At 39.1% G+C, this 17709-nt stretch carries 14 protein-coding genes; all 14 read right to left on the bottom strand.

Going from position 1 to position 17709, the window contains the following annotated elements:
* Positions 1-98: 98 nt before the first annotated feature.
* The 14 genes from AC27JP_RS16980 to AC27JP_RS16915 all read right to left on the bottom strand — a co-directional run bounded on the left by AC27JP_RS16980 (position 99) and on the right by AC27JP_RS16915 (position 17288).
* The gene (locus AC27JP_RS16980) at positions 99-995 is read right to left on the bottom strand and encodes a hypothetical protein (protein WP_487117115.1); all 897 of its coding nucleotides are present in this window, start codon (positions 993-995) and stop codon (positions 99-101) included.
* Between the two features lie 161 nt (positions 996-1156).
* Positions 1157-1975 carry a hypothetical protein gene (locus AC27JP_RS16975; RefSeq protein ID WP_487117114.1) on the bottom strand — a complete coding sequence of 273 codons (819 nt, stop codon included), beginning with the start codon at positions 1973-1975 and terminating at the stop codon, positions 1157-1159.
* Positions 1976-2041: 66 nt separating this feature from the next.
* A complete protein-coding gene (locus AC27JP_RS16970) occupies positions 2042-2674 on the bottom strand; it encodes a hypothetical protein (protein ID WP_487117113.1) in 633 nt (210 codons plus the stop codon).
* Positions 2675-2764: 90 nt separating this feature from the next.
* On the bottom strand, positions 2765-4963 hold the full coding sequence (locus AC27JP_RS16965; RefSeq protein ID WP_487117112.1) for a tetratricopeptide repeat protein: 2199 nt from the start codon (positions 4961-4963) through the stop codon (positions 2765-2767).
* Positions 4950-5621, bottom strand: coding sequence for a response regulator (locus tag AC27JP_RS16960; protein WP_487117111.1), 672 nt, complete (start codon positions 5619-5621; stop codon positions 4950-4952). The genes AC27JP_RS16965 and AC27JP_RS16960 overlap by 14 nt, the downstream gene beginning before the upstream one ends.
* 259 nt (positions 5622-5880) lie before the next feature.
* The gene (locus AC27JP_RS16955; protein WP_487117110.1) at positions 5881-6972 is read right to left on the bottom strand and encodes a family 20 glycosylhydrolase; all 1092 of its coding nucleotides are present in this window, start codon (positions 6970-6972) and stop codon (positions 5881-5883) included.
* A 126-nt stretch (positions 6973-7098) separates the two neighbouring features.
* Entirely contained in the window at positions 7099-7998 is a 900-nt protein-coding gene (locus AC27JP_RS16950; RefSeq protein WP_487117213.1) for an SMP-30/gluconolactonase/LRE family protein, read from the bottom strand.
* A 69-nt stretch (positions 7999-8067) separates the two neighbouring features.
* A complete protein-coding gene (locus AC27JP_RS16945; protein WP_487117109.1) occupies positions 8068-10572 on the bottom strand; it encodes a family 20 glycosylhydrolase in 2505 nt (834 codons plus the stop codon).
* Positions 10573-10651: 79 nt separating this feature from the next.
* The gene (locus AC27JP_RS16940; protein WP_487117108.1) at positions 10652-11620 is read right to left on the bottom strand and encodes a sugar kinase; all 969 of its coding nucleotides are present in this window, start codon (positions 11618-11620) and stop codon (positions 10652-10654) included.
* Positions 11617-13062, bottom strand: coding sequence for a sodium:solute symporter family protein (locus AC27JP_RS16935; RefSeq protein ID WP_487117107.1), 1446 nt, complete (start codon positions 13060-13062; stop codon positions 11617-11619). The genes AC27JP_RS16940 and AC27JP_RS16935 overlap by 4 nt, the downstream gene beginning before the upstream one ends.
* 88 nt (positions 13063-13150) lie before the next feature.
* On the bottom strand, positions 13151-13537 hold the full coding sequence (locus AC27JP_RS16930; protein WP_487117106.1) for a RidA family protein: 387 nt from the start codon (positions 13535-13537) through the stop codon (positions 13151-13153).
* A gap of 29 nt (positions 13538-13566) precedes the next feature.
* Positions 13567-15072 (bottom strand): N-acyl-D-amino-acid deacylase family protein, encoded by a 1506-nt coding sequence (locus AC27JP_RS16925; protein ID WP_487117105.1) that lies wholly within the window; start codon positions 15070-15072, stop codon positions 13567-13569.
* Positions 15073-15076: 4 nt separating this feature from the next.
* Entirely contained in the window at positions 15077-15958 is an 882-nt protein-coding gene (locus tag AC27JP_RS16920) for a MurR/RpiR family transcriptional regulator (RefSeq protein WP_487117104.1), read from the bottom strand.
* 55 nt (positions 15959-16013) lie between these two features.
* Positions 16014-17288, bottom strand: a complete 1275-nt coding sequence (locus AC27JP_RS16915; protein WP_487117103.1) for an amino acid deaminase — start codon at positions 17286-17288, stop codon at positions 16014-16016.
* Positions 17289-17709 lie beyond the last annotated feature (421 nt).

Here is a 17709-nt window from a genome sequence, read left to right as displayed (position 1 = left end):
AGTGCCAACTATGTGTCAATTTCGTCTATTAATTCGGCTAATTTGGAGATTATCCGCCTTAACAGCGTGAATAAGAATTTAGGCTAGAAAATGTAAAATTAAGGTAGTTTGGCATCGAACTTAGTTAAATAAGCAGATATTTCATTGGTTAATTTAGCATCGGGATTTTTCAACATGGCTTGTAATTCTTTCGCCATTTGAAAGTGCTGATGGGCCTTTAGATGATTGCGTCGACTTAGCTCTTTTTTACCAAGTTCAATATTCAAATAAACTTTCTCTTGATTGCGACGCTCATCTAACTTTTCTGACAAAAACGTGATGTAAAATTCATTGGCCGACAAACCTTCACCATTTAACGACCCAGCACTATTTTCTTCATTACTCACTTTCAATAAATATAATGCGCGGTGAAACAATTTAGCATAGTGGCAAGGGTCGGCAGGATCTTTTTTAGCGAACTGCCCTAGCGCTGAAGAGTAACCTGTCCAGCAAACCTCACCACTATCAAAATACAAGCGTTCACTATTATCTGCCGCTAGATACTGGCCATTGAACGCGAAGAAACCAAAGGCAATAAACAACAAAGCTAAAGGTGTTGCTAGCAAATAGTGTTTTTTGTTAATGATGGAGTCCGAGCGACTAGGAATTGACAGCCTTCTTTGCGCAATATTCTCAAGCCGACGTAGGTTTTTCTGCTCAGACTCCGATTGTCCTTGCTCTTGTACCAAAGATTTTTGAAAGCAGTACTCTCTAAACTCTTCATCATCAAGTAATAAATGTTTTGCCTCAAGGTTGAAGAGTTGCAATATTTTAGTGACATGCCGATCAGGTACTACTGGGTATCTAGGATTGCCCAAGCGATCTCGGCTCGCAAACCAACGTGTTAATGAGGTAGGATCTAAGCCTAGAACGGCGGCAAGTTGTTTACGGGTTTTTATTTCGGGATTTAAACCACTACGTAACAGGTTGTTCAGCTTTGTTTTATCAATTTTCACGATATTCAGCCTAAACAAAAGCTAGGCATTTCACTTTTAGTTACTTGATAGTAAAAAGTATATAGCCAATACAAGTGGCATGAAAGGCAAACTTTCAATGTAAAACACTTTGCCAATATAGCCACAGTACAAAGTGAGTTTAGTTTTAGATAAAAACTGAATTAAACCGCCATACCTAAAGAATTATCCTTGGTATTAATTGCGCAAACAAGTGAACGACTGTTAATTATTTTGTGTGTGGTTGCTCCTTTAAAATGAACGACTTTACGATTTTCACTGCTGGCAATGGCTCTAATCGCTTGAATCGAGGTGAAATCATCAAGCTTGCTATAGAAAATTGACACTCGCCCTGGAAAGTTGTTAATTGAAACGGTGGCATCAAGGTCTTTTAAGTGCACTTTGTCTTGTGCAAGCACTTCATTCACTAAACGATTAAGTAAGGCTTCAGGGATGTTATTTTTACGCACAAAAGACTTTAAACTATTTAAATAATGCAATACTGGAGAGATCAAGGTTAAGTCATATTGGTAGTTAGATAGCCAACGACTATTTGCCAGCACACTCGCTCCTATACCTTGTGCAATAACATGCACAGGTTCATGAATATTTTTTGTTGCTAGGTCAAACGCCTTTATCCAATTTGGTAATGACATTGATATACGATGTACTTGATTTACGGGCGGCATTTCAATGGCAATGCAACTATACCCTTGGCTAGCTAGTTTTTTCATCAGCGGCCAATACTGAAAAGCGTTAGACCAGCCATGGAGTAACCATATGCATTTACCACTACCGTATTTGTAGGTATTTACATTACCAAACGGTGTTTTAAAGACAACTTTGATAACGTCATCAGGCCATTGTTCTGGCTGCTTTTTCGGAAACAGTAATTGCTTTTTCAACAAATCATAGGCAAGTTGTGGCGATATAATATTAACAATCTTAATTGCTGACTTTACCAGCTGAGCATTCATTTGCATCGTTTACGGTTCCTGCTGTTCTAAAATTTTTCGGGATAACTTGATTTGATGGTATTGAACTTTAGTTTACGCTCGGTCAAGCGCAGGTATGCTTTCATTGGCGGTGGATATTAGCTCAGTGGGAATAGCCACTTGCTGACAGATAAAATCAAGTAACTCAAATCGCGCCCTAATGTGTTCAGCTGTTGTAATATTGGTAACTTGGCTTGTTTTTGTGTGCTTACTACTCGCTTTTATTAACTTAAAAATTTCAATGGCGAACAAGTAGTTGTCCTTTCCGTAACGTAAAAATAAGGTTTTTAAGCTGTCGAAATGCTTGAATTGGATCGAACCATATAGATACTCAAGAACAACCAGCTTTTCGAGACTACAAGCCGTCTCATCTATTAAGGTAATTGCTAAAACTTTATCAACGACAGCTTCTGGCAATGGCGCATCATCATAGGCACGATAAATTTCTAGTTCAGTATTAAGCGCAGCAACTGTACGCATATTGCTTTGTAGAATTTTTTTTTGCATGGCTTGTTCAAGGCAAACATCGCTTGGTTGCTGTGCTTGATAGTTGGTATTAGCAAAAAATTGTTTGTTAGCATTTACAAACCTAGTTTTGCGTAACTTTCGTGCACTGCTAACACTACTCGGCCAGCAAACAGCAATTAATGCCACAAGAGCGCAAACCGCCAAAATAAAAAATAACATAAGCTATGTATCGTTTGATTAAGTTCCTGAAACAAACTTAACAAACAAATAAGGAAGAAATGTGGAAACAAAATTAAAAGAAGCAATAGCTTAAAGTAGTGGTAGTTTTATGATCACAGCCAAGCCACCAATATTGCTTTGCTTTGCAAATATTTCTCCATGGTGTGCTTCAATAATTCGTTGACTAATCGCCAGCCCTAAACCAGAGCCACCTGATTGCCGACTTCTCGATTTTTCAACACGATATAAACGCTCAAATATTTGTTCTAGCTCATCTTCATTAACACTTGGTGCTGTGTCTTTAACAATGAGAACAAGCGATTGCTTTCTAATATTTGCAGAGAGCTGGATTGTACCTGGTTTTTCGGTATAGCTAACGCTATTGCAAATAAGATTAGATAAAACTTGCTTAATCCTATCTTGGTCAATATTTACTTTTGCTGAAGGAACATGGCATTTAAGACGCCACTGGAACCCTTGCGGTTCAACATATTGCTGGAACTCAGTATGCCATTTATTAATCAGCTCAATCGCATCACAAGGCTCGACATTAAAAGATAGGCCATTAACATCTGAGGTAGCTAATTCATAAACATCCGTTATTAAGCGGTTAATATCCATCACTTTTTCGCTTAATTTTTGATAGCTTAAATCAACATTTTCAACCAAATTGTATTTCAAAGCGTCTACTTGCAGTTTCAACGCCGTTAAAGGTGTACGCAATTCATGAGAGACGTCCGCCAATAGTTGATTTTTCTGTGTTAGTGCATCTTCATAAAGGTTAGCTTTTAATAGCGCAATTTTTCGACGCTGATAAAGTAAGAAAAACAGCACAATAAATAACACAGTTATGGCAATAAAAATGGCTAAATTACGCTGGTTCATTGATTTTTGTGCAACAACTTCTTTCTCGGTTTGTTGCTGTTTTTCTTCTAATTTGTTTACCTTAATTTGCTCTTGCAACAAATTAATATCGTGTTTGTGGCGTTCAGTTTCTTTAATATGCTGCTCTGTTGTCAGTTGCGCTCTCAAATCAATAGACTTAAGTAAAAAGTAATTTGCACGTTCAAAGTTTTTGAGTTTTTGATAAATATCTGCCTGCAATAAGCTGCCACTTAATTGATAAGTTAGTAGCCCTAAATCATCCGCTAATACATAAGATTTATCAGCGTAAACTTTCGCCTTTAAATAGTCGCCATGATCTAAATAATACTGGCCAAAACTATGCCAAACAATCCTTAGCTGATGATCAGACGGCGCTTTTATTATTGCGGTTTCAGCCAACTCTAAGTTATTAAATTGCGCCGCACTATCGCCCATTGCTCGATGGATTTTAGCTTGTTGTATATATGAACGAGACAGTACTTGAAATGCCGACTCTTGAGAAAATATCTCAATGGCTTGTTGCGTAGATGCTAGCGCTTTATCAAAAAGTTTTTGTTGAAAATACAAAGTTCCGATACGGTGATAATCATAACCGACATCTTGCATATTATTAAGTTTCATGTCGATCGACAATGCTCGTTCATAGAAAGTTAAAGCATTTTGATAATCTTTCGAACGATAATAAAGTTCGCCAAGGTTAAAGTAATTCGTCGCCAATTCTTCAACATCATTGACCCGTTCAAAAAAGCGCATCGCTTTTTTTTGATACTCAGCTGCTAAGGCTAAATCACCTGACGATTCATGCAATACGCCTAAGTTACTATAAACTTTCGCTTCACCACTTTTGTCGTTCACTGCTCGGAATTGCTGCAATGCCAAAATATAGTATTCTTTAGCTTTTACTAACTTCATTTGTAGCCGAAAGTACACGCCGGTTAACTGATAAATTCTGCCCAGTTCTGGGGAATTTGAAGGAACTAGCGGCAATACTTTTAATAACATAACGTCCGCTGCTTGAGCATAATTATTGCAGCTACGTAGCAGTTCAGCTTGACTAATAAGCACTTCAATTTTCATCTTATTGTCATACTGAGATAAGTTTTCAAGCAAGCCTGACAACATAGATTCAGCCTTACTTGACTGACCACTTTTTCGATAAATGCTAATCAGCTTAAGTTTAACGGCTATAAGCTCTAATCCAGTCACCTCAGTCAACAAGTGCTCAACTTTCGCTTCATCGGCTTTAGATGCTCCTATAACGTCAGCTAATTTTGCTTGTAGTAATGACTCAGCTTTTGCTGCCTTAACAAAAATGCAGCTAAGTAACACCAGTAAAATTAACGCTGGCGACACTACTGAGCGAAGCGCTGCACCTACACCTTCTGACACTTTACTTAAGGCCATAACGATAACCAGCACCATAGATAGACTCTATAGGGTTTTCATCAATGTTTAGCTCTTTAAATTTATTTCTGATCTTTTTAACATGGCTATCAATTGTTCTGTCGGTGATATGGCGATATTGCGGATAGGCTAAATGCAAAATATCTTCACGAGAATAAATGCGCTCTGAGTGACTAAAAAGCAAATAAAACAGGTTAAATTCAATCGTCGATAAAACAACGTTTTTACCTTGATAACTAACTTGTGCTTTTGCTTGATTTACCGAAACCTTGCTATAACTAACTTGTCCATAGGTGCGAGATATAATAGCTTTTGTGCGTAACACTAACTCCATCACATCAAATGGCTTACAAACATAATCATCAGCGCCAGCAACTAAGCCCTCATGCTTATGCCCTTGCTCTACTTTTGCCGTTAGCATTATTATGGGGACATTACTAAATTGCCGAATATTCTTACAACAGGTTACCCCGTCTTGGTTTGGTAACATAATATCAAGAATGATCAGATCCGGCAGAAAGGCGCTAACCTCTTCTACAACAATAGCTCCATCGCTAATATGTTTAACAAGGTAATTATGATGCTGAAAAAAAAGGGTAAGGCTTTCAGCTATATCGAGGTCATCTTCAACAATTAAAATTTTCTGTTTTTCTGTCATTAGGCACTTATTTGCTGCCTAATCCATCATTCAGCAAACCTTATTTACGGTATTATTAATGTTAACGTTTAAATCACAAACTATAAACAGTCTATAATGTGCTTCCTTAATTGTTTCATATTTCCTTCAATTCAATATTTTGATCATTCAAATAGTATGGCAACAGCCAAGACACAAGAAGCTGCATCAAATAATTTTAAATAACCCGATAAAATATAGCTAAACAATAGAGTTCAGCCTTCCTAGAGACCAAATAACACTAGTTATTAGCTTTTATCTTCGGATAAATCTTGTTAAATGTTTTCACCGCACTTGCGCGTTCTTTATGATCGCAAACCTTACCTTGATAGCATTGATAAAAACTATCAAAACTTCCCCAGTAGGTATGCATTACTCCACGCAAGCGTTTTTTAATGGTGTCGTTGCTGTTTGCGCGCATCGCTATCATATTAGCTACCTGAAATTCAGCAACACTGGGCACTTGATATGATGCACTAATAACATTTAGGCCTTTTACCACAAAATAGCCAGGTGTTGGTGGTGCAGACTCATATTGCCAGTCACAAATAATAACGTTTTTAGAAATCAAATCGATTGCACTGTCAGTATCATTTTTTGAAGCGCCCCACTTACCAAGGCCTGTGGTGTGACCGTTTAGTAATCTGTCGCCCCATATATACATATCAATATCTCTTTCTGCTAAATGCGCTTGGAACAGGTTCACTTCATTAGCAAAGAGTTCGGCTTTGTTTTTTCCTTTACAGCGTTCACAGCCATCCTCACCCAATATAAACACTTCATCCATCCCCAGATGTATGCCTTTAGCACCAAACACTTCAACTAACTCATCAATCACCGCCAAAACCACATCATGAACATCAGGATGGTTAGGACAATATGCACGGGTATAAAAATCTTTATCGAGTAGTTTCAGACCGGCATTTTCTTCGAACTCAGGATAGACCCTGAGCAATGAATGAATAATGTCTTTTTTCCATGATTGATGTCCTAACATATTAATAATCGGAATAATTTCGATATTATATTGTGCCGCCGTTTTAACAATTGTTTTTACTTGCAACTCAGTCAGGGCATTTTTTTCTGCGAGCTCAGGGTGAGACTTAAACTGATAATTGTAGTTAATTCTCAGAAACAACTGATTAATAGCTGTTTTTGACAAATCGTTGTTAACAAAATCGATAAAATGATTAAAATTAGCAGGGGTTGGTGAAGCAACGGCAAAACCACGCACAGGCAGTTTTTCTGCTTCTGAAACAGCCCATACGGTTACAGGCAGTATGATTAAAATTTTAATCAACAGCTTGCTAAAAAATCTTCTATATCTTTTCATAAGAGTGCCTTTATTTTATCTCTGCTGGGTTAGAATGCTTTTAGTTATTTTTCTCTAGCTTATTTTTTAAGCTCAGTTATCCAAGCCAATAACCGGATGCCTCAGAGAGTTTTTAATACCTTCTGCCTATCTTTCAAGATAACTACGACCTGAAAACTCACTGACAAATGCCTCTATCGCACCACGTTTTTGCATGGTAACAAATACAGTTTTACCATCGCTGCCACCAAAAGCGACATTGGTTGGAAATTGGCCTTTAAGTTTTACTTCACGTAAAAGCACACCTTGCGGTGAAACAATAGCGATAACGCCTTTGCCATAACGCGCGATATATAAGTTGCCGTGCTTGTCTGCTCTCATGCCATCTAAACCGTGCGTATCAAAGTGAATCAAAAGGTTTTTATTACTAATGCTGCCGTCGGCAGATAGCTGATATTGCCAAACGTTACCTTGCACACTTTCGTTAACGTAAAGCGTTTTATTATCAGGGCTCACTTCTATGCCATTGGTGGTGCCCATGCTTTTTTCCAATAAAGCCAGTTCACCGTTTTGGTTGATGCGCCATAGCTGCCCCGTGTTTTTTGTCCAGTTAGGATCACTCGCCAACAAGATCCCATTTGACATAATGGCAATATCATTTGGCTGATTCATTAAGGGTGAATGAGCGTATACTTCTGCTATCGGTGCTTGCTTTTCACTATCTTTAAGACCTGCGGCACTGACTTTTAAAATATTATGATTAACGTAGTCCGCAATATACATATTGCCATTGCGGTCAAAACGAATGCCGTTGCCAACCGAATTGTTACTAAGCTTTAATAGTATTTCACTGTTATCCCTGCCAATAACTTTTCCGATAGTGCCTTGTTGTTGGTAATTTACCGCATATAACACACCATTTTCGTCAACTGCTGGGCCTTCAACACCATGAGTAAAAACACCATCAGTTATCCAGTCAGAGCTGGTATATAACTTATTTGATTTATTATCTACTTCATGACTTGCTACCTGAAAAACAGCCAACATGGAAATGGCAAACGCCAGCGATAAAGTTTTTAACATAAATTCTTCTCATTAAAATTGTGTGAATAAGCTTTATTCTCTCGTCATTTGGCAGTGTTTTAATAAGCTACGCGCCAAAGGTATTGCAGCTATTACTATCTCTTTTGGTGTTTGTTGTAAGGCAAGTAATTTGTTATCCAATTTCCTTAGCGACTTTTTGTTATACAAATCACCACTAATACAACGCTCAACTGCTGTTAACGCCAGTCGATTAAATTTTTGCAGATCAGAAACAACTGCTGACAACGAAGATAACTTGTTGTTTTGAGTTATTAACATGGATAATTTTTTAGCATTTTCTTGCCAAAGCAAGAATTTCTTCTCCAGTTTTAGTAACGCTGATTTATCCCCTAATTTATAATCTCTTAGGTAACCTTCCATCATGATCAGGCTATAGCTTTCAACGGGTAAGTAATCAACAAAGTTATTTAACGCTGCATTTTGATGGTACTGATTTTTTTGATATTTCAGATGATGGCGAGTGTAATAATGGGCAGGCTCTAATGCCTCAGCAAACGTAACTAGCGCAGCAAGCTCTTGCTGCTCTGTTGAGGGCTTAGCAATTAAATTGGTAAATCCTGCCAGTAGTTGTTCCTGATGCTGTAAAGCAATAATATCAGCAGCATAGTCATCAATAATCATTAACCTATGATACATATCATCACTGTCTTTTAGCGACTCGGGTGACCAAAAACGTTCGGCGATGGCAAACAAGCGCGGCCAAGTGCGTAAATCGATATTTTGTTCGTCAATCAGCTCTGACCATAATGTCGCTTCGCCGCCTAATATATTTTCAGCCTGCTCAATAGCAAGCAGTGGCTGCAAGGTAATTGGTACTTCCCCTAGAATAGCTTGGCCATTTGATTCTATCGGGTAATAGCTATTACCGAGTAAAGTAAAACCACTAAGCTCTGCTGCTGACAGTGATAATTCAAAACGCATTGGCCCCATCCAACTATCGTGCGAAAAAACAACCTGATTATCTTGTAACTCTTGGAGTGAAGAATGAATGACTATTTCTTTATGGTGATGTTCATTAAGTTTCAAATAGCCAATAAACTTATTGTTTTTTTCATGGGAGATTAATGTCAATGAGCCTTTCACCGCACTGCCCTTTAACCTAGGCATAGTAAACGACCAAGTGCGCCACTGCCCCGCGTTTTGCATCTGTAGCTGTTGTACTTGGTTGGCTTTTTGACTCGCTAATGCAATATTGGCTAACGGGTCATTACGGTAATGATAAGCTGTCGCTTGCGGTTGGTCGATATAAAAGCCTGCTGATAATAATGCTTGATAACCACTACCCGCTATGCGATTAAGTGAATCTAAGCCTCGCCATGATTGTACAACGATATCTTGAGGTAAGTCTTTGTGATGAATTTCATCCCAGCCCATCATTTTTCGTTTATGCTTGCTAAGAATTTTTTGCAGCTTTACGTTGAAAAAACTTTGCACATCATCAGCGTCTTTCAAATTGTGCTTTAGCATTAAGGCTCTGACATCTTTACTACCAAGCCATTGTTTTGGATTTACTTCATCGCCACCAATATGTAGATACTCATCAGGAAACAAATCCGTTAACTCGGTGATAACAGCCTCAATAAATTGATAAGTTTTAGGGTTGGTGATATCAAGTAATGGCTCAAATACTCCCCATTGACGCTCCATAACATAGTTGTTTTTTTCAGTGATAAGCTCAGGGTAAGCAACCGCAATCGCTGAAGCATGACCCGGCAAATCAAATTCAGGCACAACCCTGATGCCTAAATTACTGGCATAAGTCACTAGTTCTTTGATTTCTTGTTGGCTGTAATACAAGCCATCTGAGGCCAATAAGTGCAATTTAGGGTAAGCTTTAGACTCAATACGCCAGCCTTGATCATCGGTTAAATGCCAATGAAAAACATTGAGCTTAGCCGCCGCCATACCATCAAGTTGCCGTTTAATAGCATTAAGCGGTATGAAATGCCGAACACTGTCAATAAGTAAACCTCGCCATTGAAAACGTGGTTGATCATTAATTTGTATCGCTGGTAATGTTAAGAACTTTTTTTGCGTCACTGTCGCTGAAAGTTCAGGTATAGATATAATTTGTAGCAAGCTAGTTAATGCATGCAAGGCGCCAAAGTCACTGACCGTCTTAATATTAATAACTGCTTTGGTGATGGTCAGTTGATAGCTTTCGTTATCACCTAACTGAGGTAAATAATTACCCTGTTCTAAATTATTATCGCTCTCAATAATTAATTTAACATCAGCCAAATTGCTATCTTCAACCGGTATAAAGCCTTGAAAAGCAAAACCCGGTACCCTTTTAACTTGCTCAGTAAAACGTTTGAGCGCAGCCTGTTTTCTTTTTTCACTCAGACCTGAAACAAACAGCTTAGGTGCTTGCGTTAACATAAAACTGCCATCAGCTTTTATCAGCTGTTTAGGACATGGCATAAGTGTCAGGCAATTATCGTTAGGCTTATAAACATTGCCATGTCTTATCGAGTCACTCGCAAGACCACTAAAAGAGCAAAGTATTAAACTCAAAGAGATAGCTAATAGTTGCAGGCGCGATACAAGCTTTCTTACTTTAATAATTATTTTTGTTAACTTTTTCAAAGTTAGTTCAACCTCTAATTTTTTCAGGGGTGCTACACGGCATTAAGTCAATCATATCTTCAGGCGCAATAATGGCGCCGGAATACTGGATAACTCGACCTGCAAGTACATGAGCAAATTGCGCTGATACTGGTATTGATTCGCCACTTAAGCGCTTTGCTAAGTAGCCTACGGCAAAAGCATCGCCGGCGGCGCAAGTATCAATAATTTTTTCATTAGCTAGTTCTGGACTAGAGATCTGTAGCAGAGCTACATCCTTTTCTGCAGCCCTAATCAAACAAGGCTTAGCACCTTGTTTAATGACAAGTTCAACTCCTTCACCGAGCGAGGACAATGGATAACGACTCAGTATCGATGCAATAGTATCGCCACCATAAAGAGCATACTCATCCTCATCGGTAAGAAAGGCGATATCAGCCAAGTTCATCGCCTGATGATAAATCGGTAAAGGTTGACGGTTTTGCCATAATATCGGTCGGTAGTTGTTATCAAAAACAACTCGCCCACCTTGACGCTTAAACGTTGTTAGCAGCTGAAACAAATACTGACAATCTTGCTCCGATAAAATCGCAAGACTAATACCAGTAAAATAAAAATAATCTATCTTGTTGTTGAGTAAGGCGGCTTCAAAGGCCTTGTTGGAATGAGAAAAGTAATATTTAGCAGCACTATCATCACGCTCATAACAAAAGCTGCGCTCTCCTTGTTCATTATTGCTTATTGAATATCGCCCAAGCGGCTTTCCTTCTATCTTGTTGACAAAACTAATATCAATGCCTTCTTGCTGCCATTTTGCCAGCAGTTGTGAACTTTCGTTATCTTGACCTATTGCGGTCGCATAACTCACCATAATTTTTTCTTGAGATGTCACCCTAGCAAGATAAAGTGCGCTGTTTAAGCTATCTCCGCCAAACCGAAATATTCCTTTAGCATGACTTTCAATCATGCATTCGCCAAAAAACAGAATATTTATCATTTCGCTGCCCTTTGGCTGGTAACACTCGCTTGGCTATCGGCAACTTGATCACTTTTCAGCAAGCGGGACGTCAGTAGTGTTATCGTTATACCGGCTAGCGCCGAAAAAATAATAGCCGGCAATATCGGATTGCCAAAATATTCGTGTAAAGGCTTATTGATGCTAACGACAATAGCAGTCACCGTGCCGATAAATAAGGTAGCTATTGCTCCATACCAATTATATTGCGGCCATAAACGCCCCAGCAAACCACAAACGCACATGCCTGACATTAAAATAGCAATCATTTTGGTAATATAGCTAATAATGTCATTTGACATCATCGCCAGTAATAAGGCGGTTCCAATGGTAAAAGCCAGCCCAAGGCGAGAAAACAAAATCATTTTATTTGGCTCTGGTGGCTGACCCACTACTAATCGATATATATCAGTTAACAAGACGCTAACACCCGCAATGGCATCAGAGCTGGCACTCGATAAGGTGGCCGAAATACCAGCGATAATAATTAATACCCCTAGCGCCAACGGCATCACATTTAACGCGATATAGGGAAAAGCAAACGCGGCATTATCTAATTCATTGTTGATACTGTATGCGCTCATGCCGATAATAGCTGGAATGATTGAAAAGCCTAAATAAAGTACACCAGAGTAAATAAATGATTTGCGAATCGTATTAACGTTTTTGCCAGAATATATTCGTTGGCGAAATGAGGGAGTTGCGAGTACACCAACTAAAACAGCGAGTGCCAAAGAAAATGCCGGTAAGGTACCCATTTTTTCAAAAGCCAAGAAACTAGTATTTTCGGTAGGCTGTGCTGACATCATCACTTGCCAACCACCAACATATTCAACAGAGAAATAAGCCATCGCAATAAAGCCGATAAAGAGTATTAAAGCTTGAATAGAGTCAGTCCAGATCACGGCGGTGTAACCACCGATGATGACGTAAATGGCAAAGCTTAATGCGATGAGTAACTTAGCCCATTGAACGTCCATACCTGTCAACCAAGATAGATACATGCCGCCGCCAATAATGTGGGCGCCAAGCCAACCGATACTGGCCGCATAAATGATAAAAGCGACAATGTTTTTAACATAAGCATTATTATCCACATAATAGCTAAGTTCTTCACTCATGGTGGTAAATTGCAAACGTCGTACAGGTGCAAAAATCCACGCTAAGAGTAAAATGCCGCACGCGCCACCTAAACCATATAAAGCACCAGCCCAGCCATTATGATAGGCAAAACCAACCGCCCCCATGGAAGAGCCAGTGCCTACCATAGTCGCAACTGTGGTTCCTAACGACAGCAATAAAGGCACATTTCGTCCAGCAAGGAGAAAGTCATCGCCAGATTTCTGCTGTCGAGAAACCCACCAACCGACCGTTATCATTAGCAACATGTAGCTAATAAAGGCTAAAGTAAATACGATACTCACACTGACTCCTTTTAAAAAATGTTCACTCTTTCGCTGATAGTTATACCCAAGCCACTTGAAAATGCAGTTTCAAGCGGTTTGGGTATAGTTAAAGTGCTTTATAGCAAGTAACATCCACTTCGACTTTACAGTCCACCACTAAATCAGCCACTAAACATATACGTGCTGGTGGATGTTCGCCAAAAAACTCTTTAAAGACCCTATTAAAAGACTGAAAGTAACGGGCATCAGTTAACACCACTGACACATGGGTAACATGCTCAAGGCGATAATTTGCTTCAGCCATAATGTCAATGCAGTTTTCAATCGCGATACGTGACTGCTCAATAATACCGCCTTCAACAACTTCACCATTACGCATGGGAGTTTGACCTGAGACTCTAAGCCAGCCACCCGCTTCAACGGCTCGTGAAAAGGGTAAGTGTTGCCCGCCAGTACCTTGCCCACCTTCAATGCCATAGCGCTTAATTGTCATTTCTTTTTCCTTAACTAAGAGTGTTTTTGTTAATCGTTAGGTGAAACCGCTTCGTGTTTCAAAAAGCGTCCTGCACCTTTATTTTTTCCGAACATTTGTTTGTCGCTACGTCCCGCTTGATAGCTTAATTGCCCATTAACCCAAACATATTCTATGCCCTTAGATAGTGTTACTGGATGAGAAAAATCTGCTAGATCAGCAATAGTATCAGCATTAAAAAGCACAATATCGGCGTAATGTCCGACGCGAATAAAGCCTCTTTGCTTTAATTTAAATTCACGCGCAGACAATCCCGTCATTTTGTGAATAGCGTTAGATAAGCTTAATAATTTTTCATCTCGACAATAGCGACCCAATACGCGGGGGAATGTTCCCCATAACCTTGGGTGAGGATGCGGATCACAAGGCAGGCCATCAGAGCCAATCATACTATGAGGAAATGTAATAAATTTACGGACATCATCTTCATTCATACCATGGTAAACCGCGCCGGCTGGCTGCAAGCGCAGAGCCGCATCTTGCAAAGAAACTTGCCACTGTTGCGCGATTGCTGCCAAAGTTTGTTTAGCTTTTTCAGGATAAGGATCAGACCAAGTGATCAAAATATCAAAGTCTTCTGTCACTTGTTGTAAATCTAAGGTGCTAGAGCTGGCATGATAAGGGTAACAATCACAGCCAATTTTTTGTGCTTTTTGATGCTGCTCTATATGAGCGATAACTTCATCAGCTCGACCCCAATTATTTTTTCCTGCACATTTTAGGTGGGAAATTACCACAGGAACGTCTGCTTGTTTAGCGGTAAAAAAAGCTTCATCTAAGGCAGCAATAATTCCGTCAAATTCGGTTCTGATGTGGGTACTATAAATGCCATCAAAATCTTTAATTTGCTGTACTAGAGCTGAAATTTCAGCCCCCGACGCTGCTTGCGCATTTTCATAAGCAAGCCCGGTACTTAAACCTTTTGCTCCTTGTGCTAACGCCTGTTTAAATAACCCCACCATGGTCATTATTTCTTCTGCTGTTGCCGGCCGATTTAAATCAGCCATCACCTGTGCACGCAAGCTCGTATGACCGACCAAAGCGGCGGCATTAATACTCGGTTTGACCTGATGATAGTGCTCAACAAAATCTTGCAATGATGGAAAAATAAATTCACTTGCTTGACCTAGTAAGTTAACCGGATCAACGGGCGGGTTAGCGGATTGATAGGGGCTGGCGCTAATACCGCAGTTACCAATAATGACGCTTGTCACTCCTTGGCTGATTTTATTTAGCATACTTGGATTGCGTATCAGCTCTAAATCATCATGAGTATGAACATCAATAAAACCGGGCGCTAACGCTAAGCCTTTGCCATTAATTACTTTTTTAGCCGTTAATTCCTTTAAGTCCCCTATCGCAACAATTTTATCGCCGCTAATAGCAACATCTTGCTTAATCGGCGCCGCACCACTGCCATCAAAAATGTCGCTATTGATAATTAAATAATCACATTGCGTCAGCTTAGAACTAGAGGAATTAACATCATTAATCACGCAGTTAATCTCCTAATGGCAAGCGATTGGAATGGCTATCACTGCTATTGCTATCGCTGCTTTCTTCCCGATGGCTATCAAGTTGGATTTTTAAACGTCGTAGCTTTTCGCGCGATTTTCTTTGATTTTTCATTGCTAGCTCACTCGATAAAATATCAATTGCCGCTAACATCACATATCGAGAGGCACTAGGTTTGAAGATATAATCACTTTCTTGGGTTTTTATCGGTAAATGATAGTCGGCAAATGTCGCCAGCTTGCCGTCTGGACAAATAGCAACGACAGTCGCGCCGTATTCTTTCGCGATAACGGCCGAACTATAAACATCAGGACTGATACCACCTAAGGACAAACAAAGCACAACATCATTTTTATCAACCGTAGATGCGGTCATTCGCATCATCATAGGATCGGAATGCGAATTACTCGGAATACCTAAGCGAAAGAATCTATTTTGACACTCTTTTGCCATCATACTGCTACCGCCACCAACACCAAAAATTAAACAATGCTTAGCAGCACAAATACTTTGACTGACGGCATGAACAATTTCATCCTTAATTAAGCCAACATTGAGTGACAAAATGTCATTAATCGATTGATAAACATGTGAAATATCTTGTTTAGCAACCGATTTTTCATTGGTAAACCTTTCTCCAACGGCGGCTGATTGCGCTATTTTTAACTTAAATTCCCGTACATTCGCACATTTTAAAGTTTTGGCTAAACGCGTAATACTGGCATGACTTACCTGCGCTTTTTCAGCCAAGTCATTAATTGGCGCATTGGCAGCATAATTTAAATCAGCCAAAATAAAGCGTGCAACTTTTTCTTCGGCTGGACTAAAATGCCCTAAGCCTTCTTTAATACTATTAACAATATCCATTCATTTTACTCTTTGGCTATAAGCACAAGCTTTTATAGCATTTAAAAAATTCGGGTTAAAAAAAGGTTTCAATGGTTTTATAAACAACAAAATTATCATCAATAAGCCCGATATGACGCCATTTATCCATGGTTAAGCAAGGGTGAGAGCTGGAAAAACAAATAATATCCCCAGGACGCAGTAAGGTGTTGTCAGCAATTTTCATCATACAGTGTTGATCCATAATACTGACCACCTGCCATGATTTATCAACACTTATCGGCTTTTCTGTCCCTGGTCGATAAAAGTATTCCGGCGTAGGCAAACCGGCATCAAAGGCAACATCCCTCTTACCTAACCCTATCACTGCCAGTCCCGGCTCAGGTACTGAGTGCACATAGGCCCATAACTGCAAACTAGAGGTCAACTCACCAGATACATCGCAAGCCAATTGACTGCGTTGCACAATTTTATCCTGTGCACTCTGATAAATTCCGGTATCGTGTATTAAATAGCAGCCTGGTCGAATAATGGCAGTGTAATTAATATTTCGCATACTCTGGCTAGACATCAACGCTTGAGCAACAATGTCATACCAAGCAGAGCCTGCACCGGTAATAATCACCTGCTCTAAATCGAATAAATTTTCTTGGTATAACTTACTCACTAAGCGGCTAATGCTTGTAATAAAGCTTCTAATCTCTGTTTCTGCTTCATTACCATGAATAACTCCCTCATAGAAACTCACGCCGCATAACTTTAAATGAGGAAACTGCTTTATAACCTCTAATAATGGCTTAATATTATCAGGGTCACGCCAGCCACACCGTCCTTGTGTAACACCAACTTCAATCAAAATATTTAAAGCAATATTTCTTGTGGCAAAATATTCCCCTAAAGCCACGGCATTTTCTGTTGAATCAACAAAACAGTAAAACTCTAGATCTGATGTTGATAGCAAATCGGCAAGCAATTGCATGTGCAGCTTACCAACTAATTGGTTAGCTAAAATAATGCGTTGAATACCATGCTGAGCTGCATTTATTACTTGTGGTACGGTTGCTAGGCTTATTCCCCAGCAACCTTGGGCTAACTGCACCTTAAATAATTCTGGCGCCATCGATGTTTTGCCATGAGGGGCTAGTTTCACCTCAGCTTTATCGCTAAATTTTTGCATCCATTTGGCATTCTTTATTAGTCGATTTTCATTAATCACGGCAATGGGAAGGCTCACTTCTTCTGCTAAAATACTCCACCCTTTCTCTGTCAGCGAGCTCAAACAGCCACTACCTTTTTCAAAAACAGTTGACTGATGTTGACTATCTTTACATTTTAAATTTTTGTTCAACACCCTCTCCTACATCATAACCAGTTGTTTTATTATTGTTTTTTATAATCACATCAAAAAAAAGAACAAAAAACATTCAAATAACTGTTGATTTCTCATACATACTAATGTTAAAAAGTAACAAGTTCAAGATGTATTTGAGGTTACTTTATAACTTAACGGTTGTAATTAGCACAATATGTTTGGACTAGAAGTGGCGACTTGCTTAGTAAGTAAGTTCAAAAATAGCTATAACATTAACCAGATGACACTATTAATGTTACGCGGAATAAAATGATTGCTGTTTAATTGTTTAAGCTTCCCTTACACAAAGCTTAATATTCACACTATTTTTATTTTATTAGCAGGTCGCCTTCTTCATAAAACGCAATTATTTATAAACTAGTACCGAATACAAATTGTATATTTTATAAACAATCTGTAG

The sequence above is a fragment of the Colwellia sp. SU-HH01172 genome (assembly GCF_057553355.1).
Note: the sequence above shows the minus strand (reverse complement) of the source record. Positions and strands in the feature narration are given on the sequence as shown.

Excerpts from the sequence above, each read along its gene's own strand:
- AC27JP_RS16975 (WP_487117114.1), bottom strand. The coding sequence starts at position 1,975 with ATGCAAATGAATGCTCAGCTGGTAAAGTCAGCAATTAAGATTGTTAAT.
- AC27JP_RS16970 (WP_487117113.1), bottom strand. The coding sequence starts at position 2,674 with ATGTTATTTTTTATTTTGGCGGTTTGCGCTCTTGTGGCATTAATTGCT.
- AC27JP_RS16965 (WP_487117112.1), bottom strand. The coding sequence starts at position 4,963 with ATGGCCTTAAGTAAAGTGTCAGAAGGTGTAGGTGCAGCGCTTCGCTCA.
- AC27JP_RS16960 (WP_487117111.1), bottom strand. The coding sequence starts at position 5,621 with ATGACAGAAAAACAGAAAATTTTAATTGTTGAAGATGACCTCGATATA.
- AC27JP_RS16955 (WP_487117110.1), bottom strand. The coding sequence starts at position 6,972 with ATGAAAAGATATAGAAGATTTTTTAGCAAGCTGTTGATTAAAATTTTA.
- AC27JP_RS16950 (WP_487117213.1), bottom strand. The coding sequence starts at position 7,998 with ATGTTGGCTGTTTTTCAGGTAGCAAGTCATGAAGTAGATAATAAATCA.
- AC27JP_RS16940 (WP_487117108.1), bottom strand. The coding sequence starts at position 11,620 with ATGATAAATATTCTGTTTTTTGGCGAATGCATGATTGAAAGTCATGCT.
- AC27JP_RS16930 (WP_487117106.1), bottom strand. The coding sequence starts at position 13,537 with ATGACAATTAAGCGCTATGGCATTGAAGGTGGGCAAGGTACTGGCGGG.
- AC27JP_RS16920 (WP_487117104.1), bottom strand. The coding sequence starts at position 15,958 with ATGGATATTGTTAATAGTATTAAAGAAGGCTTAGGGCATTTTAGTCCA.